Annotated in this window: 26 protein-coding genes; 7 read left to right on the top strand and 19 right to left on the bottom strand. The window is 72.2% G+C overall.

Annotation, left to right across the window (positions count from 1 at the left end):
* Positions 1 to 2: 2 nt before the first annotated feature.
* The 12 genes from KYY02_RS02655 to KYY02_RS02600 all read right to left on the bottom strand — a co-directional run bounded on the left by KYY02_RS02655 (position 3) and on the right by KYY02_RS02600 (position 10,990).
* The gene (locus KYY02_RS02655) at positions 3 to 1,271 is read right to left on the bottom strand and encodes a glycoside hydrolase family 18 protein (RefSeq protein WP_371235748.1); all 1,269 of its coding nucleotides are present in this window, start codon (positions 1,269 to 1,271) and stop codon (positions 3 to 5) included.
* Between the two features lie 89 nt (positions 1,272 to 1,360).
* A complete protein-coding gene (locus KYY02_RS02650; protein ID WP_371235747.1) occupies positions 1,361 to 1,915 on the bottom strand; it encodes a GNAT family N-acetyltransferase in 555 nt (184 codons plus the stop codon).
* 32 nt (positions 1,916 to 1,947) lie between these two features.
* Positions 1,948 to 4,602 (bottom strand): SpoIIE family protein phosphatase, encoded by a 2,655-nt coding sequence (locus KYY02_RS02645; RefSeq protein ID WP_371235746.1) that lies wholly within the window; start codon positions 4,600 to 4,602, stop codon positions 1,948 to 1,950.
* A 265-nt stretch (positions 4,603 to 4,867) separates the two neighbouring features.
* Positions 4,868 to 5,275 carry an ATP-binding protein gene (locus tag KYY02_RS02640; protein WP_371235745.1) on the bottom strand — a complete coding sequence of 136 codons (408 nt, stop codon included), beginning with the start codon at positions 5,273 to 5,275 and terminating at the stop codon, positions 4,868 to 4,870.
* Between the two features lie 164 nt (positions 5,276 to 5,439).
* A complete protein-coding gene (locus tag KYY02_RS02635; RefSeq protein ID WP_371235744.1) occupies positions 5,440 to 5,853 on the bottom strand; it encodes a (deoxy)nucleoside triphosphate pyrophosphohydrolase in 414 nt (137 codons plus the stop codon).
* A gap of 49 nt (positions 5,854 to 5,902) precedes the next feature.
* The gene (locus KYY02_RS02630; protein ID WP_371235743.1) at positions 5,903 to 6,091 is read right to left on the bottom strand and encodes an SPOR domain-containing protein; all 189 of its coding nucleotides are present in this window, start codon (positions 6,089 to 6,091) and stop codon (positions 5,903 to 5,905) included.
* A gap of 585 nt (positions 6,092 to 6,676) precedes the next feature.
* A complete protein-coding gene (locus KYY02_RS02625) occupies positions 6,677 to 7,429 on the bottom strand; it encodes a GntR family transcriptional regulator (RefSeq protein ID WP_371235742.1) in 753 nt (250 codons plus the stop codon).
* Between the two features lie 146 nt (positions 7,430 to 7,575).
* Positions 7,576 to 7,890 (bottom strand): hypothetical protein, encoded by a 315-nt coding sequence (locus tag KYY02_RS02620; RefSeq protein ID WP_371235741.1) that lies wholly within the window; start codon positions 7,888 to 7,890, stop codon positions 7,576 to 7,578.
* A gap of 408 nt (positions 7,891 to 8,298) precedes the next feature.
* Positions 8,299 to 8,634 carry a beta/gamma crystallin domain-containing protein gene (locus KYY02_RS02615; protein ID WP_371235740.1) on the bottom strand — a complete coding sequence of 112 codons (336 nt, stop codon included), beginning with the start codon at positions 8,632 to 8,634 and terminating at the stop codon, positions 8,299 to 8,301.
* A 160-nt stretch (positions 8,635 to 8,794) separates the two neighbouring features.
* Positions 8,795 to 8,947 carry a cupin domain-containing protein gene (locus KYY02_RS02610; RefSeq protein WP_371235739.1) on the bottom strand — a complete coding sequence of 51 codons (153 nt, stop codon included), beginning with the start codon at positions 8,945 to 8,947 and terminating at the stop codon, positions 8,795 to 8,797.
* Positions 8,948 to 8,967: 20 nt separating this feature from the next.
* A complete protein-coding gene (locus KYY02_RS02605; protein WP_371235738.1) occupies positions 8,968 to 9,885 on the bottom strand; it encodes an aldo/keto reductase in 918 nt (305 codons plus the stop codon).
* A 64-nt stretch (positions 9,886 to 9,949) separates the two neighbouring features.
* Positions 9,950 to 10,990: a GlxA family transcriptional regulator gene (locus tag KYY02_RS02600; RefSeq protein ID WP_371235737.1), complete on the bottom strand. Its 1,041-nt coding sequence runs from the start codon at positions 10,988 to 10,990 to the stop codon at positions 9,950 to 9,952.
* 389 nt (positions 10,991 to 11,379) lie between these two features.
* Here KYY02_RS02600 and KYY02_RS02595 point away from each other — a divergent pair, with 389 nt between their 5' ends.
* Positions 11,380 to 11,691 carry a hypothetical protein gene (locus KYY02_RS02595; RefSeq protein ID WP_371235736.1) on the top strand — a complete coding sequence of 104 codons (312 nt, stop codon included), beginning with the start codon at positions 11,380 to 11,382 and terminating at the stop codon, positions 11,689 to 11,691.
* Positions 11,692 to 11,964: 273 nt separating this feature from the next.
* Here KYY02_RS02595 and KYY02_RS02590 read toward each other — a convergent pair whose 3' ends face one another.
* The 3 genes from KYY02_RS02590 to KYY02_RS02580 all read right to left on the bottom strand — a co-directional run bounded on the left by KYY02_RS02590 (position 11,965) and on the right by KYY02_RS02580 (position 14,828).
* A complete protein-coding gene (locus KYY02_RS02590) occupies positions 11,965 to 12,312 on the bottom strand; it encodes a hypothetical protein (RefSeq protein ID WP_371235735.1) in 348 nt (115 codons plus the stop codon).
* A 124-nt stretch (positions 12,313 to 12,436) separates the two neighbouring features.
* Positions 12,437 to 13,828, bottom strand: coding sequence for an amidohydrolase family protein (locus KYY02_RS02585; RefSeq protein WP_371235734.1), 1,392 nt, complete (start codon positions 13,826 to 13,828; stop codon positions 12,437 to 12,439).
* Positions 13,829 to 14,066: 238 nt separating this feature from the next.
* Positions 14,067 to 14,828, bottom strand: coding sequence for an Atu4866 domain-containing protein (locus KYY02_RS02580; RefSeq protein WP_371235733.1), 762 nt, complete (start codon positions 14,826 to 14,828; stop codon positions 14,067 to 14,069).
* Between the two features lie 461 nt (positions 14,829 to 15,289).
* Between KYY02_RS02580 and KYY02_RS02575 the strand changes: the two genes are divergently transcribed.
* Positions 15,290 to 15,589 (top strand): Atu4866 domain-containing protein, encoded by a 300-nt coding sequence (locus KYY02_RS02575; protein ID WP_371235732.1) that lies wholly within the window; start codon positions 15,290 to 15,292, stop codon positions 15,587 to 15,589.
* A gap of 665 nt (positions 15,590 to 16,254) precedes the next feature.
* Positions 16,255 to 17,016, top strand: coding sequence for an SDR family NAD(P)-dependent oxidoreductase (locus KYY02_RS02570; protein WP_371235731.1), 762 nt, complete (start codon positions 16,255 to 16,257; stop codon positions 17,014 to 17,016).
* A gap of 179 nt (positions 17,017 to 17,195) precedes the next feature.
* Here the strand turns inward: KYY02_RS02570 and KYY02_RS02565 are convergent, their stop codons facing one another.
* Positions 17,196 to 17,594, bottom strand: coding sequence for a hypothetical protein (locus KYY02_RS02565; RefSeq protein ID WP_371235730.1), 399 nt, complete (start codon positions 17,592 to 17,594; stop codon positions 17,196 to 17,198).
* A 382-nt stretch (positions 17,595 to 17,976) separates the two neighbouring features.
* Positions 17,977 to 19,065, bottom strand: coding sequence for a redox-regulated ATPase YchF (gene ychF / locus KYY02_RS02560; RefSeq protein ID WP_371235729.1), 1,089 nt, complete (start codon positions 19,063 to 19,065; stop codon positions 17,977 to 17,979).
* A gap of 182 nt (positions 19,066 to 19,247) precedes the next feature.
* Here ychF and KYY02_RS02555 point away from each other — a divergent pair, with 182 nt between their 5' ends.
* A complete protein-coding gene (locus KYY02_RS02555; protein WP_371235728.1) occupies positions 19,248 to 19,832 on the top strand; it encodes a DUF6542 domain-containing protein in 585 nt (194 codons plus the stop codon).
* Positions 19,833 to 19,835: 3 nt separating this feature from the next.
* Here KYY02_RS02555 and ppgK read toward each other — a convergent pair whose 3' ends face one another.
* Positions 19,836 to 20,582 (bottom strand): polyphosphate--glucose phosphotransferase, encoded by a 747-nt coding sequence (gene ppgK / locus KYY02_RS02550; RefSeq protein ID WP_371235727.1) that lies wholly within the window; start codon positions 20,580 to 20,582, stop codon positions 19,836 to 19,838.
* An 82-nt stretch (positions 20,583 to 20,664) separates the two neighbouring features.
* Entirely contained in the window at positions 20,665 to 21,672 is a 1,008-nt protein-coding gene (locus KYY02_RS02545; RefSeq protein WP_371235726.1) for a 4-hydroxy-3-methylbut-2-enyl diphosphate reductase, read from the bottom strand.
* 65 nt (positions 21,673 to 21,737) lie between these two features.
* On the opposite strand from KYY02_RS02545, the gene xseA reads away from it, so the two are divergent.
* From xseA to KYY02_RS02530, 3 genes are all read left to right on the top strand, one after another.
* The gene (xseA, locus tag KYY02_RS02540; RefSeq protein WP_371235725.1) at positions 21,738 to 22,946 is read left to right on the top strand and encodes an exodeoxyribonuclease VII large subunit; all 1,209 of its coding nucleotides are present in this window, start codon (positions 21,738 to 21,740) and stop codon (positions 22,944 to 22,946) included.
* A 9-nt stretch (positions 22,947 to 22,955) separates the two neighbouring features.
* On the top strand, positions 22,956 to 23,210 hold the full coding sequence (locus tag KYY02_RS02535; RefSeq protein WP_371235724.1) for an exodeoxyribonuclease VII small subunit: 255 nt from the start codon (positions 22,956 to 22,958) through the stop codon (positions 23,208 to 23,210).
* 125 nt (positions 23,211 to 23,335) lie between these two features.
* Positions 23,336 to 23,926 carry a malonic semialdehyde reductase gene (locus tag KYY02_RS02530; protein WP_371235723.1) on the top strand — a complete coding sequence of 197 codons (591 nt, stop codon included), beginning with the start codon at positions 23,336 to 23,338 and terminating at the stop codon, positions 23,924 to 23,926.
* Positions 23,927 to 23,978: the final 52 nt, after the last annotated feature.

Genomic DNA, 23,978 nt, shown 5'->3' with positions numbered 1-23,978 from the left:
CGTCAGCGGACCCAGTCGTTCCGGTACTCCTCCCAGTTCGTCTCCGTCGCCGCGAAGTCGATGTACGGGGCGACACCGAAGAGCTCGCGGCCGGCGTCCGTGCGGGAGAGGCCGAGGCGGGCGCCGCGGACGGCGGCGGCGACGGTCTCGGCGTGACCCCAGTGGTCGAAGTTGCTCTCGTGGTAGAAGGGCAGGCCGATCAGCAGGTGGGTGGTGGGCGGGGTGACCTCCAGGGCGAGGGAGGTCTGCTGCGCCACGAAGCCGCCGTAGGTGCCCTCCAGCGGCTGCGCCGTGTCGTACGTCATCACGGCGATCTGGTCGACGCGCCGGGCGACCTGGCCGAAGAACTCCTGCGACCACCACTTGGGGTGCTCGGTGAAGACGCCGAAGACGGAGTGGAGACCCGGGAGCGGGTCGATCTGGTGGGCGGCCACGGACAGGGGCGCGTCCTCGGCCCGGGCGACGGCACGCAGGTCGTCCAGGAGGGAGAGGTAGTCCCGGTCGCCGGAGTGGAGGGGCTCCAGGTCGAGGTGGACGCCGTCGTAGCCGGTGTCCAGGACCTGACCGGCGCTGCGGACGACTTCCGCGCGGGTGGCGGCGCGGTCCAGGTGCAGGCCGTCGGGGCCCCCGTTGGCGAGGACGTCCCCGAGGAAGGCCTGGACCCGGACGCCCGGCAGCTCCCGGTGCACGGAGTCGATCAGCCAACGGGCGCGCGGATACTTCGACTCCGGCAGGGTCCCGTCGTGCTCCAGCGGTCCGGAGTGGACGTACAGGTCACGGATCCCGGTGCCCTCGAGGCGGCGGGCCAGCGCGGTGACGTCGGCGTCCTTCTTCCGTCCGTCGACCCAGGCGTGCCCGAGCCACATGGCGTCCCGGTCACGGGTGTACGTGCCGTCCGCCGGGTCTCCCATGTAGTTGACGCGCAGCGCGGTCCCGACGGTGAGAAGGGGGAGGACCAGGAGGAGCGCGACCGCGAGGGCCGTCCGCCGGGCCCGGCGGACCCAGGGCCCGCGGCGCCTGCCGGCCTGCCCGTCGGAGGCCTCGGAGGAGCCGTCGGCGGCGCCCTCGGCCGGCTTTCGCCGGAAAGCCCCGTCGCTCGCGTCGTTTGGGGCGCCCGCTCCGGCCGGCTCCGGCGGAAGGGCCCCGCCGTCCGCGGCCGCCGGTTCCGTGCGCTCGGGCACGTCCGCGGCCGCCGGCGCGGCATCGGACGCCGGTTCCGGGGACGGGCCGTCCACCGCGGCCGCCGGTTCCGTGCGCTCGGTGCGTTCCATGCCGGCTCCCCTTGGCTCGTCGGCTCCCGCGGGCAACCGCGTCGTCGATGTCGAGGGGAGGACGAGGGGAACGGGTGTTCCGGTTGCGATCACGCGGGGGAAGGCGCCTGCCGTATGTGCCGGTGGCCGTCGAGGGGGAAGGCCGGCGGGGCGGCGGGGAGCAGGCCGGACAGCGTGAAGCCGCTCTTCTCGGCGACGCGACAGGAGGCCGTGTTGTCGACCTGGTGCAGCAGGTCCAGGCGGGTCAGGCCCTCCCGGGCAAAGGTGACGAAGGCCCAGTCGGCCACGGCGGTCAGGGCGCGCGGCGCCACTCCCCTGCCCCGTGCGTGGGCCGCCGTCCAGTAGCCGACCTCGGCCGGGGCGGTGGACGCGGCCGGCCGTTTGAGCACGACGTGGCCCGCCGGCCGGGCGTCGGACACCTCCTCCACGGCGAAGGCGAGGCGTTCGCCGGTCTCCCAGCCGCGCCGCTGCTCGGCCACCCAGCGCGCCGCGCTCGGCTCGTCGTGCACGGGCGCGCCCGCCCAGCGGCGCATCGCCTCGTCCTCGTACAGCTCGGCCAGGACGGCCGCGTCCTCGGGCGCCCAGGGGCGCAGGGTGAGAGGGCCGGCCGTCAGCCGCGCCGGGGCGGTCGGGGTGAGGTGCACGGCGCAAGCGTACGCATCACGCCGACGGGCCGTCAGAACAGGCTCAGCAGGGCTTCCGCCGGGTCGGTGAGGACGGTGTCGGCACCGGGGAGGGGGAGTTCGAACCAGACCGTCTTGCCCCGGGGGGTGCGGCGGGAGCCCCAGGCCGCGCTGAGCAGGCCGACCAGCTGGAGGCCCCGGCCGCCCTCGTCGGTGTCGCGGGCGCGGCGGCGGCGGGGCTGGACCAGACCCGCGTCCCAGACCTCGCAGACCAGGGTCCGGTCGAGGAGGAGACGGAGTCTGATCTCTCCCTCGCCGTACCGCAGGGCGTTGGTGACCAGCTCGCTGACCAGGAGTTCCGTGGTGTCGACCAGGGGCTCCAGGTCCCAGCTGAGCAGCTGCGCGCGGGCGTACTCGCGGGCGCGGCCCACGCTTCGGGGCTCGCGGGGCAGGGTCCAGTCGCCGACGGAGTCGGCGGGCAGTCCCTGGACGCGGGCCATCAGCAGGGCGATGTCGTCCTCGCCGTGGTGGGTGTCGAGGGTGTTGAGGACGTGGTCGCAGACGTCCTCCAGGTTCTTCGGGGGGAAGTCGGCGCGCCGTGCCGCCGTCGAGGGGTGGGCCGGGTTCGTGAGCGCGCCCACGAAGGCCTGGAGGCCCTCGTCGAGGGGGTGGTCGCGGCTTTCGACCAGGCCGTCCGTGTAGAGCGCGAGAAGGGCGCCTTCGGGCAGCTCGACCTCCACCTCCTCGAAGGGTTCGCCGCCGACGCCGAGCGGCATGCCGGGCGGTACGTCCAGCATCAGCGCGGGCTCGCCGGGTTCGACCAGGACGGGCGGCAGATGGCCCGCGTTGGCGAAGGTGCAGCGCCTGGTCACCGAGTCGTAGACGGCGTAGACGCAGGTCGCCAGGTAGACCTCGGAGAGGTCGGCCTCGCGGGGGCGGCGGGCGGCGCGGGTGGCCTGCTGGACGCCTCCGGGGGCGCCGAGGCCCCGGGCGATCTCGTCCAACTGGGAGAGCACCTCGGCGGGCTCCAGGTCGAGCTGGGCCAGGGTCCGTACGGCGGTGCGCAGTTCGCCCATCGCGACGGCCGCGCGCAGACCGCGCCCCATGACGTCGCCGACGACCAGCGCGGTGCGGTGGCCGGGGAGCTCGATGACGTCGAACCAGTCGCCGCCGACCTCGCCGGTCCGGCCGGTGGCCGCGTTGCCGGGCAGGTAGCGGCAGGCGATGTCGAGGCCGGATGCCTCCGGGTCGCCGGGCGGGAGCAGGGAGCGCTGCAGTATCAGCGCGCGCTCGTGCTCCCGCCGGTAGAGGCGGGCGTTGTCGATGCAGACGGCGGCGCGTGCGGCCAGTTCGACCGCGAGGTCGCGGTCGCGGTCGCCGAACGGCTCGCTGCCCTTGGTGCGGGCGAACTGGGCGAGGCCCACCACGGTGTCGTGGGCGACCATCGGCACGGCGAGCGTGGACTGCACCAGGCCGCCGTCCTCACCGGGGACGCTCTGCGGGCGGGCGGTGCGCAGGGCGTCCGCGCAGGGCGAGTTGAACGGGTAGTGGTGGACGGCGCCCAGCTTCACCGGATCACCGGTACCGCCGAGCGGTGCGTCGGACACCGCGCTGGCGAAGGCGACGCGGCGCACCTCCGCGCTGCCGTCGGCGAGCCCCGGCGGGGTCTCGTCGCCGGCCAGCAGCCCCTGGTACAGGTCGACGGTGGCCAGGTCGCAGAAGCCGGGGACGACGACGTCGAGGAGTTCTCGCGCGGTGGTCTCCAGGTCGAGGGTGTTGCCGATCCGGGCGCCCGCCTCGTTGAGGAGGGCGAGATTGCGCCGCGCGGCGGCGGCCTCCCGGGCGGCGGCGCGGCGGTCGGTGATGTCGGTTCCGAGCCAGGAGATGCCGATGGGCCGACCGCTGCCGCTGTGCACGCGGTAGAGGTTGACGGACCAGTGGCGGCGCTCGTCGGAGCCCGGTACGTGGCCCGTGACGTGCATGTCCGTGATGGAGTCGCCGGTCTCCAGCACCCGGCGCAGGGTCGCGGCGACCCGCTCGGCCTCGCCGCGCGGCAGGTAGTCGTGCACGCTTTTGCCGCGGTGGTCGTCGGGGGTGCCGCCGAAGACGGAGGCGAACCGCTGGTTGGCGCGGCGTACCCGCAGGTCGGGGTCGATCAGCAGGAAACCGAACGGGGACTGACCGAATATGGCCTGCGAGGCGGCGAGGTCGGTCTCGATGCGGCGCAGGGTGCGGACGTCGATGACGATGCAGACGGCGGCCTTCTGCCCCTCCTCGGTCCGCGTCGGCATGACGTAGACCTCGGCGAGGCCCTCCCGGTCGCGCTCGTCCACCACCAGCGAGTCCGGCAGCCGGAAGGGCACCACTCCGGTCCACTCCCGGCCGTCGAGGATCTCGGCCATCTTGCGCTGGCCGCGCTCCCGGCGGACGGGCTCGACGAACGCCTCGATGGGGTCCGTGCCGACGGCGCGCTCGGCGGGGATGCCGAAGATCTGCTCGGCGCGCAGGCTCCACTGGTCGACCAGCCCGTCCGGGCCGATGGAGAAGGAGGCGACCTTGATGTAGTCGTACATCGAGCCGGGCGGGCTGGTCTGCCACATCGCGTCGCCGGACGGAGCGTCGCCGGAGAAGAGGCCGTCGGCGGCCCCACTCCTCGCGCCGCCCGACGGGTCCTCGGACTCCGTGGCCTTCGCTGGTATCTCGCTCACGCGAACCGTCCCCTCCAGCTCACCGCGTCCGGCACCGGTCACCGGGGGCGGCTGCCCGCAGTATCCAGCACTACGGTGCCGTACAACACGGTGTTCACGATCACAGCACGGTCCCGATGCTTTCCGGTCCGCGCCGTGAGAACACTTCCAGTCTTCTAACCAGCGGACACATCGTCGAACCCCCTCTTCGACAAGCTCCGCGGCCTCGGACCGGCCACTCGACGGAAGGGGCGGGCGCGCACACCCTGAACGGGCGTGCGATCCCTCATCTCGGCACCGCGAGTTCGAACCACACGGTCTTGCCGACGGTACCCGGCCGGGTGCCCCAGCGGCGGGAGGCGGAGGCCAGCAGCTGCAGCCCGCGCCCACCCTCGTCCTCGGGCCGGGCGACGCGTTCGTGCGGGGGCTCGGGGAGGGGGTCGGAGACCTCCACCAGGAGGATGCCGCCGAGGTCCGTGGGGCGTGTCAGGCGTACACCTATGGGGTCGGTGGCGTACCGCAGGGCGTTGGTGACCAGTTCGCTGACCAGCAGGGCAGCGAGATCGACGATGTCGTCGAGGTCCCAGATGCGCAGTTGGTCACGGACGGCGCCGCGGGCGGCGCGCACGGTGCCCGGGTCCGCGGAGAAGGTCCACGCGGCGTGGTCGCCGTCGGTGTCGATCACGTGGATCACCTCCCCGCCGCGGGAGTCGACCCATGTCCGTTTTCATGGGGTTAATGGGCTCATACCCGGTATTCCGAACGACGTATCGCGCTCAACGGCGCACCGTGGTACGGGCGGCGCAGGAAGGCGCTCACGCACCGTCGCCCCTGCCCCCTGTGCGCCCGCCCCATGCCTCACACGCCTTCACGGAGACCGAGGTGGGTGAGGGTGGCGCGGACCGCGGGCACATCGTGGTCGAGCCAGTCGACGTCCCAGATCCGGTCGGGGGTGAGCCAGCGCAGCTCGTCGTGGTCCTCCAGGGGCCGGGGTGCGGGGGATCCGGGGCGCAGACGCACGGTCCACACCCGCATCACGTACGGCGTCCGCAGCGGCCACTCCCCCGGGACGCGCTCCGCGGCCTCGGCGTCGACGCCGAGTTCCTCGCGCAGTTCCCGTACGACGGCCGCCTCGGGGGCCTCGCCCGGTTCGACCTTGCCGCCGGGCAGCTCCCAGCGCCCGGCCAGTTCGGCGGGTGCGCTCCGGCGGGCGGCGAGCAGCCGCCCCCCGTGCCACAGGGCCGCACCGACCACCACGATCCGCTCGCTCATGCGCCGGAGCCTACGGGAGGGGCGGGCGGGGGCCCGCCGGCGGTCCGGGTCAGTCGGCGGACGTTCCGTTCCGGCCGATCCGCTCGACCCAGTAGAGCTGCTTGTGCCCGCGCCCGTCGAGGCTGTCCGCGATCCTCTCGGCCTCGGCGCGGGTCGCGTACCTGCCCACTCGGTAGCGGTTGCCGTTGTCGTCCTGGCGCACGACGAGCCAGGGAAGAGTCACCGTGCCGTCGTTCATCGCTCCCCTCCACTTCCCGTCCGCGGCCGGTGTCGCGTCCCGCCCGATAAGGAAACCCCAGTCCGCATATGCCCGAGCCTACGCCTTCGCTTCACTGAGCGAATACGCCTTTTCACAAAGAGGCACGCAACCAGCCAGAACGCGGGGGGCGCACGGTGGTGGATGCGCCGTGCAGGGAGGCCGACGCGTCCGGTCAGCGGCATGGCGCCCGGTGCGCCGCGCTCCGGGGGTCACCTGGGAGAACGGCCAGATTGCTACGGCGCCGGGGCGACGGCGCCACGGCCGACGCGCCGGAGCGGAGGCGGGCCGGGGGCGCGGAAGGGCTCGCGGCGGGTCGAGGAAGGCGCGTGACGATCGCCACCGGGGCGCGGACCAGGAGACGCGGGGGCCGTCCCCGGCGCGGAGAGACAGGGACCACCCCCGGCACGCGGAGACAGGGGCCACCCCGACACGGCGAAACAAGGACCGCCCCGGCACGCGAGGGCCGTGGTGAAGGCCTGTCGGCCGACGCCGGGGCGCGCTGGACGCGGGCGCGGGTCGCCGGAGACGACGGGCGGGAGACCCGCCCCGTCACCACCGGGTCCGCTACTTCACCGGGAGGTGGTAGGCGGCTCGGTAGCGGTCGGCGGGGATGACCACGTCGGCGGTCTCGACCGGCCGTCCCGAGGCGAAGTAGGTGCGCTGGATGACCAGGACCACGTGTCCGGGGACACCGCCCAGCAGCACCAGTTCCTCGGCGAGGCCGGGGCGGGCGCCGACCTCCTCGGTGACGTTGTCCACGATCACGTCGATGGCGCGCATGCGTTCGACGACGCCCATGCCGCCGAGCGGTCCCTCCTCGGGAAGCATCACGGGGGTCCGGCCGGTGAGGGCGAGCGGCTCCCAGGAGGTGGAGAGCATCATCGGCTCGCCGGCCTCCCGGAAGAGGTACCTGGTGCGCATCACACGGTCGCCGGGCTCGATGCCGAGCCGTTCGGCGACGGGACCGCAGGCCTCGGTCCGCTCGCTGCTGGACTCCCAGGTGCCCCGCACGTCCGCGTCGGCCTGTTCCTGACGGAACGGCGTGGCCCCGCGCTCCGGACGGAACCCCGAGCGGGCGACCCGCCGGGGCACCGGCCGCTCGCGCACATACGTCCCCGAGCCGGAGCGGCCCTCGACGAGCCCCTCCGCCATGAGCACCTTGCGCGCCTCCAGCGCGACCGTGTCCGAGACGCCGTACTCCTCGCGGATCCTCGCCTGGGAGGGCAGCCGGGTGTGCGGCGGCAGTCGGCCGTCGACGATCTTCTTGCGGAGATCACCCGCGACACGCAGGTACGCCGGCTGCTCACCGAATGTCACGGACCACTCCCATCAGGTTGCACAGACAGCAACAGCGTGACAACCGTAGGTTGTCCTGGGCAAGCAAAGGCCAGAGAATCACTCGATGTGATGACATCTACCAGGTGAGGGCTTTACGCAGGCACTTTCTCCCGCTATGGCAGCCCTCACACCTTCATTCCGCCGCCGTCGGTGTCGCGTTCGGCCTCCTCGTCGTACTCGGGCGGCGTGGCGGTCAGGCCCAGGGCGTGGCGTGCGGTGACCGAGACGTAGGGGTCGGTCACGTCCCAGCCGACGGCCGGGGGCCTGGGTCCGTACGGCCCGTAGAGCCCGTACGGCGCGAAACCGGACGGACCCCCGTGGGTGGACAGCGGCGGCGGGTACGGGGCCCGACCCCAGGGGGCGGGGCGTCTGGGATCAGGGCGCCGGCCCTGGGGGTCCTGAGGCTCCTGCGAGGGCCCGTGGGGCGGAGGTATGGACACGAGCCGCATCGTAGGCGCAGGTGACGGGCCTCGTCCCCGGGGCGCCTCCGCCGCGGACGGGGCTCTGCCCGCAGTCCACCGAAGGGTTGCCGACCGGCCCGCGGCCCCCGGTGCCCACCACGCGGCCCGCCTCACCCGGTCCGACGGCCTCCGGGCCAGTGGGTCAACGCCCTGGGCCACCTCCGCGACGACCTCGACTGCCCTGCCGAGCAGCACCGCCGGACGGACCTCCAGGCCCCTGGCCCGTTTCCTCCGGGCCAGGGGGACCTTTCTGAGATCATGACGACAGCGCCGTCGGTTACCGGCCGGTCCCTCTCCCCGTGCTCTGCACAGCGTGCGTCAAGCCGGCGGGGTGAAGCGGGACGGGCCGCGGCCGGGCGGGCCGGTGCACCGTCCCGGGCTTTTCGATCAGAAGATGCGCAGACGGGACAGCAGCTTGGCGGAGCCGTCGACATCCCGCTTGGTCGCCCACTTGGGCATGGTGTGGATCTCCCCGCCCAGAACCATGCGGATGCTGTTGTTGCCGGACGAGACCCTGACGGTGTTGGGGAAGTGGACGTCCTGGACACCCGCATTGGCGAAGCAGGCGACGTTGCTGCCGTGGTTGTACCAGACCTTCACGAAATCGGTTCGGTCCTGGCAGCTGACCCTGTTCATTGCGGCGGCGGGACTTGCAGGCGTAAGAGCCGCCAGCACCCCCACGGTGACCACGGCGAGCGACGTACGCAGGGTGACACGCTTCACGATGAAGCTCCTTCAACATGATGGAACGGCACTGCGATTCAGTGCCTGGATTACGGACACCGCTCCCCGCGACAGGCAGGGACCGGCATCACTCGGGTGTGTCGGGCGGCGGAACGGGCCGGCCCGGGGGCCGGACCGGATGCCGCAGCGGGGCCGTTGTTCAGCCGAGGGTGTAGCCGTACTTCCCGGCCACCTCCGCCATGGCGACCACATCGACCGGGTCGAGGGGAGGACCGACTCGGCCCCGGACACCGGGGCGGCCGATCTCCTGGAACATGCCGTCCATGCCGCCGGGGACGTGGAGGAAGTACATGCGGGCGGGGTGGCCCGGGCTCAGCTCTTCGGGGCGGAGCCGACTGCGGCAAGCGCCGCGAGCTCGTCATCGGTCGACTGCAACGAGGCGAGGCGGGAGAGGTGCTCGTCGGCGAGTCGCAGCGTGGATGCGGCAACGTTCTCCTCGAGATGCGCGATCGAGGAAGTACCGGGGATGGGACAGATCACCGGTGACCGGGCCAGCAGCCAGGCGAGGGCGATCTGTGCGGGCGTCGCGTTCAGGTCCGCCGCCACATCGGCGACGAGGTGGTCGGCGCGGGCCAGCTCACCGCTCATGATCGGAAACCAGGCGACGAACGGAATCCGTTCCCGTTCGCAGTGGTCGAGTACGTCCTCGCCCACACGGGCCGCCACGTTGAACATGTTCTGCACGGCCGCCACATCGATGATCCTCCGTGCGGCCTCGATCTGGTCGACGGTGACGCCCGACAGTCCGAAGTGTGCGATCTTCCCCTCGTCCTGGAGTTCCCTCATCGTCCCGATCTGCTCGTCGAACGGCACCTGCGGATCGACACGGTGCAGGTAGAAGAGATCTATCCGCTCCCGACCGAGACGCCTCAGACTCGCCTCGCACTGCTGACGCAGGTACGCGGGGCGTCCGAGGGGCTCCCATACCCCTGGCCGCACCTGAGCCTGGCCTGCCTTGGTCGCGATCAGCAGATCGTCGGGATAGGGGTGCAGAGCCTCACGCAGGATCCCCTCGGTCACGCCGAAGGCGTAGGAGTCCGCGGTGTCGATGTGGTTGACGCCGAGTTCGACCGCACGACGCGCGACGCGAACCGCGTTCGCGCGGTCGGCGGGCGGCCCCCAGACGTCCTTGCCGGCGAGACGCATCGCGCCGAAGGACATGCGGTGAACCGTACGGTCGCCGATCCGGACAGTACCGGACCGCTCGATCCGCTTCTGTACGTCGTTCATGTTTTCCATGATCGACGCGCGGGTCCGGCACGGGCCACGCAACGACGGACACAAAAGTTGAACATCACGCCACTCCGGCCGTTTCGGGGCGCCGCCCGCGCGCCGCGCCGAACGTGCGGCGATAACGGCCCGGTGGCATCTCCGTGAGCCGGGTGAAGTGGTAGCGGAGTGCCGCTTCCGAACCGAAGCCACTGGCTTCGGCGATCCGGTCTATGGTCCAGGCGGTGCGCTGCAGCAGCTCCTGCGCCCGGCGCACCTTGGCGCGTTGCAACCATTCCATCGGCGAGATGCCGACCACGTCGCGGAATCGACGTGTGAACGTGCGCGTGCTCATGCACGCGTGCTCCGCGAGTGCGGCAACCGTGGACGCCTCGTCCAGATGTTCCTCCGCCCATCGCAGGGTGTCCTGCAGGGAGCGCGTCCGGCCGGTCACCTTCCATCTCGCGTACTGCGTCTGATCACCGTCGCGGCGGAGCGGGACGACCATGAACCGTGCGATCTCCGCTGCGAGCGCCGATCCGTGGTCCTGCTCGATCAGGTGCAGCACCAGGTCCAGGGCCGCTGTGCCGCCTCCCGACGTGAAGAGGCCGCCGTCCTCGACGAACAGGCGCTCCGGTTGCACCCGCACCATCGGGTGGAGCGCCGCGAGCCGGTCGGCCCAGTGCCAGTGCGTTGTGGCCCTCAGGCCGTCGAGCAGACCCGCAGCCGCGACGAGGAAGGTTCCCAGGCACAGGGACACCACGCGCGTGCCCCCGGCGTGCGCACGTTGAACCGTCTCGATGAGTGCGGCCGGTGTACGCAGTTGCTCGGGATAGGCGGGCACGATCAGGGTGTGCGCCGACTCCGCCCAGGACAGGAGCCGGTCGGGGACGAGGCGGAAACTCGTGGCGTATCCCGTACGCGTGACAAGGGCACGTTCGGGCCCGGCCACGGCGACTTCGTACAGCACATCACGCGCGTGATCGTTCGCCGCTGCGAACGCCTGCACGGCCAGAGCGACCTCGAACGCTCCGACACCGTCATGGCTGAGGACTGCTACGCGATGCGGGCTCGCCTGATTGGTGGAGGTGAGCGAGGGATGAACCATGAGGTCATTCTTCTGCAACTGCAGTTCCTCTCGTTGACAAAGGACCGTAGGCCCCGCGGGCACCGTGCCCCGCCCGGGCCGGAGACGTTCCGTGTCCGGCAGGTGCTCCGCGCGACGGCCCGCGGGCCTGCCCGGCCTGACCACGGATCACGGCGCGCGAAGGGGAGACGGTGGATGCGGCGGTGGCCGCCGCGCAGGACCCCGTTCGGCGGCACGGGTCGCTGCGGGTGGACGAGCGGATCCCGGTGGCCGCTTCCGGGGAGCCGATGTCACCGCTGGGCGCACGGGTCCGGGCGTTCGCTCGGGGCCGGCCCCGGCGTCGTACCGTCGGTCTATACCTTGCGGACCAGACGGGGTTCCTCCTGGTGGCCGACACCGCGGCGGGTTGCGCGCGAAAGGATCGGCACATGGAACGAATCGATGCCGCAGTCGCCCTGATCGCCGCTCTGGCCCTCGCCGTCACCGCATGGTCCAAGCCGCTCAAGGTCCTGCCCTTCTGGCAACTCATCATCGTGTGCGCGGTCTCCTACCCCGTGGGCGCGAAGCTGTTCTCGGCACTCGGGTCCGGTCGGGCCGGCGCGGTGTGGGCCGAGTGGACCTTCCTGATCAGCGTCGGCCTCCTGTCCACCGTGCTGACCGCGTCGGCCCTCCGGTGGATCAGGAGCTTCCAGGGCACACGCGCCGACCGTCACACCTACCACCAGGACTTCGACGTGTGAGCGTGCGTCCGCCCGACCTGTGACGACATCAGGCCGGTAGGAGCCTGCCCGCACATCACCGCACGTCCCGGACGCCCGTCGTCCACTCGGAGCCGGCGGGGGTTCCGGGCTTTCACAGGTCAGCCCGTGGTCCGGCGGGGGCAGCGGTCGGCCCGAGGATGTCGGGGAGGCCTGTCCGGCACCTGTGCGCCGTGTGCCGGGCCGTGGGCGGAGCCACGGGCTCGCGCTGGTGACGGAGGGCCGGCAGGGCCGGCAGGGTGCCCAGGACGAGCGTCACGGCGATGACGAGCAGGTGCCGCCGAAGCCGATCCCTGTGAGGGCGCCGGTGGGCTGCGGCCCCGGGCCGGCGCCGGTGGACGTGCTGCATCCGTGGAGGGGGCGACCGTCGCGCCATGTGCATGGGGCGGCGGTGTCGACGGTCTCGACGACGGCGGGTGCCGCTACCGCGACGGCTGCCACGAACAGCATCAGGGCGACGGCCGGCGACACCGTGTGGCCGCCGAGGAAGGACCCGGCGGCCACGGTGAGGGCGGCCGGGGCGAAGGCGAGGACGGTGCGCAGGGGCGCGAGGAGCCGTTGGAGGAAGGGGACGAGCAGGGGGACGGCGATCAGGGCGGGCAACGCGCTGGTGGAAGGGCCGTCCGGTAGCGGTCCCGGGTGCGCGGCACGATCGGCCGATGACGGCGTCGGGGCCCGTGGGCGCCCCCGGCCGGAGGAGGGCCGGCCGGGGGCGACGAGGGGGTGCTCAGGCTGCCGGCGTGTTCAGCACGTACTCGCGCGAGACGTGGACCTCGCGGCGCAGGGCGGGCAGGTCGACGTCGAGGACCTGGCCGTTCCACTTGCGCACCTCACCGCCTATGAACACGGCGCTGATGTTGCGGGCGTCGGAGCCCAGCACGACGGTGCCGATGGGGTCGTTGAGCGGCATGTTGTTGAGGTCCTCGGCCTGGACGACCAGCAGGTCGGCCTTCTTGCCCGGGGTGAGCGAGCCGGTGACGGCGTCCAGGCCGTTGGTGCGGGCGCCCTGGAGGGTGGCGAAGTCCAGGACGTCGTGGGTGGTGATGCGGCGGGGTTCCCGGCCGGTGCCGTGGGCGGCGTTGACGGCCCGCATCCGCTGGATGGCGTGCAGGGCCCGCATCTGGGTGAACATGTCGCTGGCGAGGGCGACTTCGACGTCGATGCTCAGTCCGGGGCGGATGCCGGCGGACAGGGCCTCGTCGACGGCGGGGATCGCGGTCTCCAGGCCGATCTGCGCGTCGGAGGTGGGGGCGAGAGCGACGGTGGTACCGGTCTCCCCCATCGCCTTCCATGCCTCGGAGGTCAGCCCGGTGGCGTGGATGAGGGTGACGTCGGGGCTGAGGATGCCGTCCGTGGCCCAGCGCAGGATCGCCTCGGAGGAGGCCGTGCCGAAGACCGCGTCCACGCTCACTTTGATGCCCAGGTCCTGCGCGACGCGGGCGAGTCCGGGACCGTAGGCGAGTGCCGGTCCGGCGATCTCGTCGGTGGCGAGCGTCGCCAGACGCAGGGTGAGCAGCTGGTCGTCGGTGCTGAAGTACTGTTCCCTGAGGCGGGCCAGGTCGCCGGGCCACTGCTCGTCCCAGTCGCCGAAGTGCGGGCCCATGGAGGCGTGCACGCCGCGGATGCCGGTGTCGATCAGGGCCTCGACGGCGGCGTCGGAGTGCTCGGGGGTACGGGAGTTGTGGGAGAAGTCGAGCATGGTCGTGATGCCGCCGTCGATCGCGGTGAGGGCGGCCAGCCTGGTGCCGGTGTACATGTCCTCGGGCCGGTAGACCGTGGCGTAGCCGGCCAGGGTGGACATGACGTAGGCGCCGAGGTCGTCGACGTCCGGCATGATCCGGCGCAGCTGGGTCTCCCAGGCGTGCCGGTGGGTGTCGACGAAGCCGGGGCTGAGGACGGTGCCGGCGACGTCGACGACCACGGCGTCGCCGGCGTCGAGGTTCGGGCCGACGGCAGTGATGGTGTCGCCCTCGACGAGCAGGTCGGCGTCGGGCAGGACACCGAGGGCGGGGTCCATGGTGACGATGGTCGCGCCGGTGAACAGGGTGCGCCGGTCGTCCGCGGGGCGGCGCCGGAGCTGTTCGAGGACGGCCGCGCCGGTGGTGTCGTTGACGTGCATGAGGGATCCGCTTTCCGTGGGTCGGGGAGGGGGTGACGGGCTGCCGGCGACAGCGTCGCTGCTCAGGTTTCCCGTCCTGGCCGGGGCCGGCCCCGGCCCCGGCCACCAGGGCGCCGTTTCCCCGGGTGCCGCGCCCCCGGGATCAGGGCGTGCCCGGGCAGGGCCCTGGAGCCGGTCGTCCGTGGGCTGCACGGGGCCGGGTCGCCGTGCCTGCCGCACGGCGTCCGCCGTCCGGCGGTCAGCCCCGCTTCATGACGTAGCTCGCATGGTGCAGCTCGTCGCCCCTGAACTCCCCGTAGGCCCAGAAGCCGAGGTCGTCCAGGTAGTCGATGCGGTCGCCGTCGATCCAGAACCGGCCCTGGTAGGCGTGGGGGCGACCGCCCCGTGTCTCGTCGTAGCGGCCGTCCGCGGTGAGCTCCTGGTGCAGGAAGTCCTCCCGGTCGATCCAGACGCCGAGCCGCGGGCTGCCGGTCAGGTCCGGTGCGGCGGGGATGCCCGTCTCGATCGCGGTGACCCGGCCGGGGACGTCGGCGCCCGCCCACCGGACGGGCCGGCCGGCTGCGACCAGGGCGCGGACCTGTTCCGGGCGGGACACGAGGGCGGCCACCGCGCTCGGCACATCGGCGGCGAGTTCGTCGGGCACCACCAGGAAGTCGGTGGCGTTGCCCGGGGTCAGCGTCGCGACGCACTCCGCGCGTCGGCCGCGTCCGCCGGCCAGGGCGACGGTGTCCACGACGGCGGGGACGATGGTCGTGCCCGTGCAGTCGACGACGATGGCGTTGTCGTCCTGTGCCGCGGTGACGATGGAGGGGCCGACGCCCGCGATCAGGGGGCCGACGAACAGGATGTCGGCACCGGTCATGGTCCCGATCAACGGGTCCATCGTCATGATCCGGGCGTTGGTGAACAGGACGGGCCGGCCGCCGTCGTTCGAGACGATCTCGTCGAGGGCCTCCGGGTTCCAGCTCACGGCGTCGGTGTCGGTGTCGGTGATGGTCATGGTGTTCCTCCGGGAGAGTTCGGGAGCACGGTTCGTCGGGCGGCCCGGCGAACCGGGCGGGCACCGATGCGGGTGGGGCGGCTGCTCTGCGGTCGCGGCAACTGCACGGCCACCAGATTCGTCGCACTGCGGGATCGGAACCAGGCCGCCGTGTCCCCGGGTGCGCGGCACCCATGGTCGGCCCCCCTGCCCGCGTCGCCCCGCGAAGCGACCCCGGCGGACTGCCGGTGCGGAAACGACGGGTCGGAACCAGCGCTCGACGGCGGTGAGATCCCGGCGCCCCACGGTCGCGCCCCCTCGCAGGTTCCGGGTTCACCGCGTCCGGGGGGGACCCGTCCGTCCCGGCGCCCCGTTTCACCTCGCCGTTCCGCTCGCGATCGTGGGTGCACGCCTCCCGGGGACCCCGCACCCGGGGAGACGGCGGCCTGGCTCCTTCCCGTCGCGGGCTCAAGAGTGGAGCCATGACCAGCAACGACACGCCCCACGACCCGCACCCGTACGTCGGCATGTGGGTGACCGCGGACGGCTTCATCCGCCAGGAACTACTGCCGGGCGGCCGCTACGACGAGGCCCGCGGAAAGCGCCGGAGCGCCTACACCGGCCGGTACACCGTCACCGGCGCCCACATCGACTACGTCGACGACACCGGCTTCACCGCCACCGGCGACGTCCGCGACGGTGTTCTCTTCCACGAGCACCTGGTGCTCTACCGCGAGGGCGACCAGCGCGTCCGCCGGGACGGTACGGTGTCGTACGACTGACAGGTCACACGGACTTTCCGTCGAGGCCGCCCGCTCCGGGCACCGGCGCCCGGAGCGGGCGGCCGACGCCACGGTGAAAGGATCGAGCCCATCGCAAGGACGCCCATGTGCACAGGCGGGGGGAGACGGGGCGAAGCCGCGGCGCCGGCCGGAGCCGTCCGCCACCAGGCCCCCTCAGCCGTCCGTTCCCGAGCCCCCGGTCCGCGAGCCGCCGGTCCGCGCAGCGAGGTCACGATTTCGGCCCCGACCGGCACGGCGTCCCCCTTTGCCATCGCTTCCCCCGCCGACATCGACGTCAGCGGCATCGTCGTGCGTTCGCTCACCGGCCGTGCCCGAGTCGCTCCCCTTCCCTGCCTCCACGCGCAATGGGCCGTGCCACCACCCCGCGCAGACGCCGGGACGCTCCCCGGGCGCCCACGTACCGCTTCCACGGGCGGGTCGCACGGCAGGCCAGGTGCCGCTGGGAGCCGGGCCGGACTCCTCCCGCACCATCTGCACGGATTCCCCTCCGCGGACGCCGGACCGGAGTTCGGCGAAGGCGGTCCCGGTGGAACTCCTCGGCTCGGCCTGGTGGACGACGAGCTGCCGGGTGAAGGAACTGTCGCCGGCGAAGGACTCGTTGCGGGGTTCAAGTCCCTCCGGGACGAGTCGATGGGGTTCGCCCGATGAGGGGCGTACTGGTCACCGGCGGATCGCGGGGCATCGGCCGCGCCGTCGCGATGGTCTTCGCCGCCGGCGGTGACCGCGTCGCGGTGCAGTACGCCGGCCGCCGTGCGGACGCCGAACAGACGCTGCGGGAGCTGCCCGGCACCGGGCACACGCTGCTCCAGGCCGACCTGGGCGAACCCGGCGCGGCCGAGCGGCTCGTGACCGAGGCGGTGGCCGCACTCGGCACGGTGGACGTGCTGGTGAACAACGCGGCCGTGGCACCCGCGGCGGACACCCGGCACCCGATCGCCCAGACCCCGCTGGCGCACTGGCAGCAGGTCTGGCGGCGGATGGTGGACGTCAACCTCCTGGGCGCGGCCGACTTGAGCTGGGCCACGGCCCGCCACCTCATCGACCGGGGCGCCGGCGGCGCGATCGTGAACATCGGCTCGCGCGGCGCGTTCCGGGGCGAACCGGACTTCCCCGCCTACGGAGCGACCAAGGCGGCGCTGCACGCCCTCGGCCAGTCGCTGGCCGTGGCACTGGCCCCGCACGGCATCGCGGTCACCTCCGTCGCGCCCGGGTTCGTGGCGACCGAGCGGCAGACGGCGAAGCTGTCCGGACCGGAGGGCGAGCGCCTGCGTGCGGAGAGTCCGTTCGGACGGGTCGGCACACCGCAGGAGATCGCCGCCACCGTGCATTTCCTCGCGTCCCCGGCGGCGGCATGGGCCTCGGGAACCATCGTCGACCTCAACGGCGCATCCCACCTGCGCACCTGATCCGAGGGCCCGGCCCCGGTGCGGTGGAAGCCGCACGCCGGGGCCGGCGAGCGGCACGGGGGAACGGACCGGTGGCAACACCGCCACCGTGTCCCGTGCCGACTCGACAACCCCCGTCGACGCACCTGAGGGGTTCGCTGCTGCCCGCGCCGACATGGTCGGCGCCGGTGCCGGGTACCTCATCGGCACGGGGCGTCAGCCGCGTGAACATCCCTTACCTCTACGACGCCGGTGCGCTGATCGCCATCGGCGACGACCGGCGCATGTGGGCCCGCCACAGCCTCGCCCTCGAGGACGACAGGGACATCCACGTGCCCGCCGTGGTCGTCAGCCAGGCGTGGCGGGACTCCCACCGCCAGGTCGGGCTCGACAAGTTCCTCGCCGGGTGCCACGTCGTACCCGTGGGCCTCGAAACCGCCAAGGCCGCAGGCATTCTCTGCGGCAAGGCCGCCGCCGACATCGTCGACGCCACCGTCGTCGTCCTCGCTGCCAGCCCTGGGGCGATCCGTCCGGGCCTCCGGTCCGGACGACGTCCGCGCCCTGATCGACGCCCGGAACGTCAAGTCCGCTCCGGTCATCCGCACCGCCCGACCTCCGGAAATCTGTGCCGGACGTCTCGCCATCAGCCCAGCGCAGGACCGGCTCAAGTGCCCCGCTCGCGTCGCCGGCCCTTCCCCGGTGCCGTACGACATCTCACTCATATCCCGAGGTGTCAAACGAGTAGGAAAAGCGCCACGCCCCAGAGCCGCACGGAGTCCCGGAATCGTGAAGAAGATGCGCGGACGGAGCCTCTCCCGCCGCCCCCCTCTCATCGGGCAGCACAACATCCGAAATCCGCACGGGTGTTCCCATCACGTCCCGGCATCATCCCGGCACGGAAAAAAGGGCCCGTCTCCGAAGAGTCGAGCCCTCTCCGACCTGCATGTTCGCCAGATCAGCGAAGTGTTGTCATGTCACCGGCTACACGTTGAAGCGGAACTCCACCACGTCCCCGTCCTGCATGACGTAGTCCTTGCCCTCCATGCGGGCCTTGCCCTTGGCGCGGGCCTCGGTGACCGAGCCGGTTTCGACCAGGTCGTCGAAGGAGATGACCTCCGCCTTGATGAAGCCCTTCTGGAAGTCGGTGTGGATGACACCGGCGGCCTCGGGGGCGGTGGCGCCCTTCTTGATGGTCCAGGCGCGGGATTCCTTCGGGCCGGCCGTGAGGTAGGTCTGCAGGCCGAGGGTGCGGAAGCCGACGTGGGCGAGGGTGGCGAGGCCGGGCTCTTCCTGGCCGACGGACTGGAGGAGCTCGAGGGCCTCGTCCTCGTCCAGTTCGACGAGGTCCGCCTCCAGCTTGGCGTTGAGGAAGATCGCCTCGGCGGGGGCGACCAGGGCGCGCTGCTCGTTCTTGAAGTCGTCGTCGGTCAGCTCGTCCTCGTCGACGTTGAAGACGTAGAGGAAGGGCTTCGTCGTGAGGAGGTGCAGGTCGTGGAGGAGCTCCGCGCGCTCCGTGCCCTGGACGACGCCCTGGGAGAACAGCGTGTCGCCCTTCTCCAGGATCTCCTTGGCCTCCTCGACCGCCTTGACCTTGGGCGCGACGTCCTTCTTGATCCGCGATTCCTTCTGGAGGCGGGGAAGGACCTTCTCGATGGTCTGGAGGTCGGCGAGGATCAGCTCGGTGTTGATCGTCTCGATGTCGTCCTTCGGCGAGACCTTGCCGTCGACGTGCACGACGTTCTCGTCCTTGAAGGCGCGGATGACCTGGCAGATCGCGTCGGACTCGCGGATGTTCGCGAGGAACTTGTTGCCGAGGCCCTCGCCCTCCGACGCGCCGCGCACGATGCCGGCGATGTCGACGAAGTCGACCGTGGCCGGGAGGACCCGCTGGGAGCCGAAGATCCCGGCCAGCTTGGTCAGCCGGGGGTCGGGGACGCCGACGACGCCGACGTTCGGCTCGATCGTGGCGAACGGGTAGTTGGCCGCCAGCACGTCGTTCTTGGTCAGGGCGTTGAACAGGGTCGACTTGCCGACATTCGGCAGACCGACGATTCCGATCGTGAGCGACACGTTGCGACTTCCCGTACGTGAGGATGGGGACGAGGACCGGTCGACGGGGCTGCGTGGACCGATCCACCAGTCTACGGCGTACCCGCCCGCGACCCGGCGACGTAGTCGAACGTCCGGCCGGGCTCCGGTCCCCGGCGTGTCTGACGGGCCGTTCCGCACATAAAACGACCTACGTTGGTGCAGTGGAGCAACACAGGACGCGACCCGCGTGGTGCGGACGGTACGGACCGCGACGTGACAGCCCGGCCGGGCCGGCCGAGCCCCCGCTGCCTCCGCAGGAGGGAGGGGCGGCGGGAGACGGGGGCGCGCGGTCCGCCCGTGCGCCGGAGGACCGGCCCGCTCCCCCGCCCGCGCTCCGGCAGCTGCCCAGCCCGCGGCTCACCGGCCTGGGGTCGGTCCTGTTCTGCGGGCTGGTGATGCTCGTCCTCGGTCTGCTGACCGAGGCGCTGTTCGGGGCGTCGCAGACCGTGTACGGCGTGCTCTTCCTGCCGGTGTGCGTGCTGACCGCGCTGTGGGGGCGCGAGGGGGACCTGCTCGTCGCACCCGTCGTGGTGCCGATCGCGTTCGCCGTGGGACTGGTCCCGCTCGCCGACGAGGGCGGCGGCACCGGCGACCGGCTGACGGGCATGGTGACGGGCCTCGCCACCCAGGTCGGGTGGCTCTACGGCGGGACGCTGGTCGCGGCTCTGATCGTGCTCGCCCGCAGGATGCGCCGGGTCCGCGCGGCCAACCGGCGCACCGCGCGGAACCGTCCCGCCCGGCCGTAGGCCCTAGGCGCCCGTCGCCGCCCGCATCGCCGCGCCCACGATGCCCGCGTTGTTCTGCAGCTGGGCGGGGACGATCTCCGCCTTGATGCCCTGGATGTGGTCCAGGAACTTGTGGGACTTGCGGCTGACGCCGCCGCCGATGATGAACAGCTCGGGCGAGAACAGCATCTCCACGTGGGCCAGGTACTCCTGCACCCGGTGCGCCCAGTCCTCCCACGACAGGTCGTGGTCCTCCCTGGCCTTGCTGGAGGCCCGCTTCTCCGCGTCGTGGCCCTGCAGCTCCAGATGGCCCAGCTCGCTGTTGGGGACGAGGACGCCGTCCACGAACAGGGCGCTGCCGATGCCGGTGCCGAAGGTCAGCAGGATCACCGTGCCCCGGTGGTGTCGTCCGGCGCCGAAGTGCATCTCGGCGACGCCGGCCGCGTCCGCGTCGTTCACCACCGTCACCGGCAGGCCGCCCAGGCGGTCGCCGAGCAGCACGCGCGCGTCGGTGTCGATCCAGCGTTTGTCGACGTTGGCCGCCGTACGGATCGTGGTGCCGCCGGTGACGACACCCGGGAAGGTGACCCCGACCGGTCCGGTCCAGCCGAAGTGGTCGACGACCTGCTTCACGCCGTCGGCCACCGCGTCGGGTGTGGCCGGGTGCGGGGTGAGGACCTTGTGGCGCTCCTGCGCCAGGTCCCCCTTGTCCAGGTCGACCGGGGCACCCTTGATCCCGGAACCGCCGATGTCCACGCCGAAGATCTGCATGGCCCTACGTTACGACGTACGACGCAACGTCACGGATCCGGCCTCCTCGGCCGTCACACCCGCTCCACCGTCACCGTGTGGATCACGCCCCGGAGCCACCGCGCTCGGCCACCAGGGCCGCCGCCTCCTCGCGCAGGTCGCGACGGAGCTCCTTGGGCAGCGAGAAGGTGATGGACTCCTCGGCGGCCTTGACGATCTCGACGTCCTCGAAGCCGCGCCCCGACAGCCATTCCAGCACCTGCTCGACCAGGACCTCCGGCACCGAGGCGCCCGAGGTGACGCCGACCGTGGTCACGCCCTCCAGCCAGGCCTCGTCGATCTCGTCGGCGAAGTCCACCAGGTACGCCGCGCGGGCGCCGGCCAGCTTGGCGACCTCCACCAGCCGCTTGGAGTTGGAGGAGTTGCGCGAGCCGACCACGATCACCAGGTCCGCCTCGGCGCCCATCTGCTTGACCGCGAGCTGGCGGTTCTGCGTGGCGTAGCAGATGTCGTCGCTGGGCGGGGAGATCAGCTGGGGGAACTTCTCCTTGAGGGCGTCGACGGTCTCCATGGTCTCGTCGACGGAGAGGGTGGTCTGGGAGAGCCAGACGACCCTGGAGGGGTCGCGGACCTCGACCTTGGCCACATCGCCGGGCCCGTCGACGAGCTGGATGTGGTCGGGGGCCTCGCCGGACGTGCCGATGACCTCCTCGTGGCCCTCGTGGCCGATCAGGAGGATGTCGTAGTCGTCGTTCGCGAAGCGGACGGCTTCCTTGTGGACCTTGGTGACCAGCGGGCAGGTGGCGTCGATGGTGGCGAGCCGGCCGCGCTCGGCCTCCTCGTGGACGACCGGGGCGACGCCGTGCGCGGAGAACATGACGATGTTGCCCGGCGGGACCTCCTCCGTCCGTTCGACGAAGACGGCACCCTTCTTCTCCAGGGTCTGCACGACGTATTTGTTGTGCACGATCTCGTGCCGGACGTAGACGGGGGCCCCGTACTGCTCCAGGGCCTTCTCGACGGCGATCACGGCGCGGTCCACTCCCGCGCAGTAGCCACGGGGGGCGGCGAGCAGGACACGGCGGCCAGGCGAAGCGGTCATGCGTCCCATCGTAAGGCCGCGCGCGGAGGCCCGGTCACGGTGCGTTGTCGGCGGGGCGCACTACCCTCGCGGACATGGCTCTCAACACGTCTGCGGAAGCGCCGCTGCCCGTCGGTGAGGTGTCGCGGCTGATCGGGGGGTGGATCGACCGGCTCGGCGCGGTGTGGGTCGAGGGGCAGATCACCCAGCTGTCGCGGCGGCCGGGCGCCGGGGTGGTGTTCCTGACGCTGCGCGACCCGTCGTACGACGTCTCCGTGAGCGTGACCTGCTACCGGCAGGTGTTCGACGCGGTCGCGGACGTGGTGAGCGAGGGCGCGCGGGTGGTGGTGCACTGCAAGCCGGAGTGGTACGCGCCGCGCGGGCAGCTGTCGCTCCGGGCCGCCGAGATCAAGCCGGTCGGGGTGGGCGAGCTGCTGGCACGCCTCGAGCAGCTGAAGAAGTCCCTCGCGCGGGAGGGCCTGTTCGCGCCGGAGCGGAAGAAGCCGCTGCCGTTCCTGCCTCGGCTGATCGGGCTGGTGTGCGGGCGGGCCTCGGCGGCCGAGCGGGACGTGCTGGAGAACGCCCGGCTCCGGTGGCCCGCCGTCCGCTTCGAGGTGCGCAATGTGCCCGTGCAGGGGGTGCACGCGGTGCCGCAGGTGGTCCAGGCCGTGAAGGAGCTGGACGCGGTCGACGACGTGGACGTGATCATCGTGGCGCGGGGCGGCGGCAGCGTGGAGGACCTGCTGCCGTTCTCCGACGAGCAGCTGGTGCGGACGGTGGCGCAGTGCCGTACGCCGGTCGTCTCCGCGATCGGGCACGAGCCGGACAACCCGCTGCTCGACCACGTGGCCGACCTGCGCGCCTCCACGCCGACCGACGCCGCCAAGAAGGTGGTGCCGGACGTGGGCGAGGAGCACGAGCGGGTACGGATGCTGCGCGACCGCGCGCGGCGCTGCGTCCAGGCGCTGCTGGACCGGGAGGAGCGCGGGCTGGCGCACGCGCTGGCCCGGCCCTCGGTGCAGGATCCGCACCGGATGGTCGACGCGCGCGCGGAGGAGGTCACGGCGCTGCTGGAGCGGGTCCGGCGCTCGCTGCGGCACCGGCTGGACCGGGCCGACTCCGAGCTGACGCACACGCACGCGCGCGTGGTGGCCCTGTCCCCCGCCGCGACCCTGAAGCGCGGGTACGCCGTGCTCCAGCGGGCGGACGGGCACGCGGTGCGGGATCCGGCCGGGGTGGAGGCCGGCGAGGTGTTGCGGGCGCGGGTGTCCGAGGGCGAGTTCACTGTCCGAGTCGATGTTTAGGGTGTGCGGATGACCAGCAAGGCGGAGCAGACGGCGGCGGCCGAGGCGCTCGGGTACGAGCAGGCGCGGGACGAACTGATCGAGGTCGTGCGACGGCTGGAGACGGGCGGTACGACGCTGGAGGAGTCCCTCGCGCTCTGGGAGCGGGGCGAGGAGCTGGCCAGGGTGTGCCGGCGCCGGCTGGACGGAGCGCGGGCCCGGCTGGACGCGGCGCTCGCGGAGGAGGAGAACGGGGCGGAGGACGCCGGGGAGACCGATCAGTGAAGTGGATCACCGAGTTCCACATTTAATTGAACATTGAACTTCGAGGGCGTACGGTCGGACCCGCCAACAGGCCCGTGTTCCCTACACGGAAACACGGGCCGACGTACCCCCGAGAAGGTTCACGCATGCATCTCGCACTTGACCCCGTCGCCCAGGACCTGCTGTTCCGCGAGGCGCGCACCGCCAACACGTTCACCGACGAGCCGGTGACCGACGAGCAGATGCGGGCGATCCACGACCTGGTCAAGTACGGCCCCACCGCCTTCAACCAGAACCCCCTGCGCATCACCCTGGTCCGCTCCCCCGAGGCCCGCGAGCGCCTCGTCCGCCACCTGGCGGAAGGCAACCGGGCCAAGACGGCCGCCGCCCCGCTGGTCGCCGTCCTGTCCGCGGACAACGAGTTCCACGAGGAGCTCCCCGCCCTGCTCCCGCACTTCCCGCAGGCCAAGGACCTCTTCTTCGGCGAGCGCCCGGCGCGGGAGAGCGCCGCCGCGCTGAACGCCGCCCTCCAGGCCGCCTACTTCATCATCGGCGTGCGCGCCGCGGGCCTGGCCGCCGGCCCGATGACCGGCCTCGACTTCGAGGGCCTCCGCAAGGAGTTCCTGGACGACGACCACACCCCGCTGATGGTCGTCAACATCGGCCGCCCCGGGCCGGACGCGTGGTTCCCGCGCTCCCCGCGCCTGGAGTACGAGCAGGTCGTCACCACCGTCTGAGCCGCGTCGGGACGGACCACAGGGGGCGGGGCCCCCCCCCCCCGGGGGGGGG

This window comes from Streptomyces pimonensis (assembly GCF_041380215.1).
Taxonomy (GTDB): domain Bacteria; phylum Actinomycetota; class Actinomycetes; order Streptomycetales; family Streptomycetaceae; genus Streptomyces; species Streptomyces pimonensis.
Note: the sequence above shows the minus strand (reverse complement) of the source record. Positions and strands in the feature narration are given on the sequence as shown.

What these genes read in the sequence shown, in the direction of transcription:
- KYY02_RS02655 (WP_371235748.1), bottom strand. Translation starts at nt 1,271, where the DNA reads ATGGAACGCACCGAGCGCACGGAACCGGCGGCCGCGGTGGACGGCCCG.
- KYY02_RS02635 (WP_371235744.1), bottom strand. Translation starts at nt 5,853, where the DNA reads ATGAGCGAGCGGATCGTGGTGGTCGGTGCGGCCCTGTGGCACGGGGGG.
- KYY02_RS02630 (WP_371235743.1), bottom strand. Translation starts at nt 6,091, where the DNA reads ATGAACGACGGCACGGTGACTCTTCCCTGGCTCGTCGTGCGCCAGGAC.
- KYY02_RS02610 (WP_371235739.1), bottom strand. Translation starts at nt 8,947, where the DNA reads ATGTACTTCCTCCACGTCCCCGGCGGCATGGACGGCATGTTCCAGGAG.
- KYY02_RS02605 (WP_371235738.1), bottom strand. Translation starts at nt 9,885, where the DNA reads ATGAACGACGTACAGAAGCGGATCGAGCGGTCCGGTACTGTCCGGATC.
- KYY02_RS02595 (WP_371235736.1), top strand. Translation starts at nt 11,380, where the DNA reads ATGGAACGAATCGATGCCGCAGTCGCCCTGATCGCCGCTCTGGCCCTC.
- KYY02_RS02585 (WP_371235734.1), bottom strand. Translation starts at nt 13,828, where the DNA reads ATGCACGTCAACGACACCACCGGCGCGGCCGTCCTCGAACAGCTCCGG.
- KYY02_RS02580 (WP_371235733.1), bottom strand. Translation starts at nt 14,828, where the DNA reads ATGACCATCACCGACACCGACACCGACGCCGTGAGCTGGAACCCGGAG.
- KYY02_RS02575 (WP_371235732.1), top strand. Translation starts at nt 15,290, where the DNA reads ATGACCAGCAACGACACGCCCCACGACCCGCACCCGTACGTCGGCATG.
- KYY02_RS02570 (WP_371235731.1), top strand. Translation starts at nt 16,255, where the DNA reads ATGAGGGGCGTACTGGTCACCGGCGGATCGCGGGGCATCGGCCGCGCC.
- KYY02_RS02565 (WP_371235730.1), bottom strand. Translation starts at nt 17,594, where the DNA reads ATGACCGGAGCGGACTTGACGTTCCGGGCGTCGATCAGGGCGCGGACG.
- ppgK (WP_371235727.1), bottom strand. Translation starts at nt 20,582, where the DNA reads ATGCAGATCTTCGGCGTGGACATCGGCGGTTCCGGGATCAAGGGTGCC.
- KYY02_RS02545 (WP_371235726.1), bottom strand. Translation starts at nt 21,672, where the DNA reads ATGGGACGCATGACCGCTTCGCCTGGCCGCCGTGTCCTGCTCGCCGCC.
- xseA (WP_371235725.1), top strand. Translation starts at nt 21,738, where the DNA reads ATGGCTCTCAACACGTCTGCGGAAGCGCCGCTGCCCGTCGGTGAGGTG.
- KYY02_RS02535 (WP_371235724.1), top strand. Translation starts at nt 22,956, where the DNA reads ATGACCAGCAAGGCGGAGCAGACGGCGGCGGCCGAGGCGCTCGGGTAC.
- KYY02_RS02530 (WP_371235723.1), top strand. Translation starts at nt 23,336, where the DNA reads ATGCATCTCGCACTTGACCCCGTCGCCCAGGACCTGCTGTTCCGCGAG.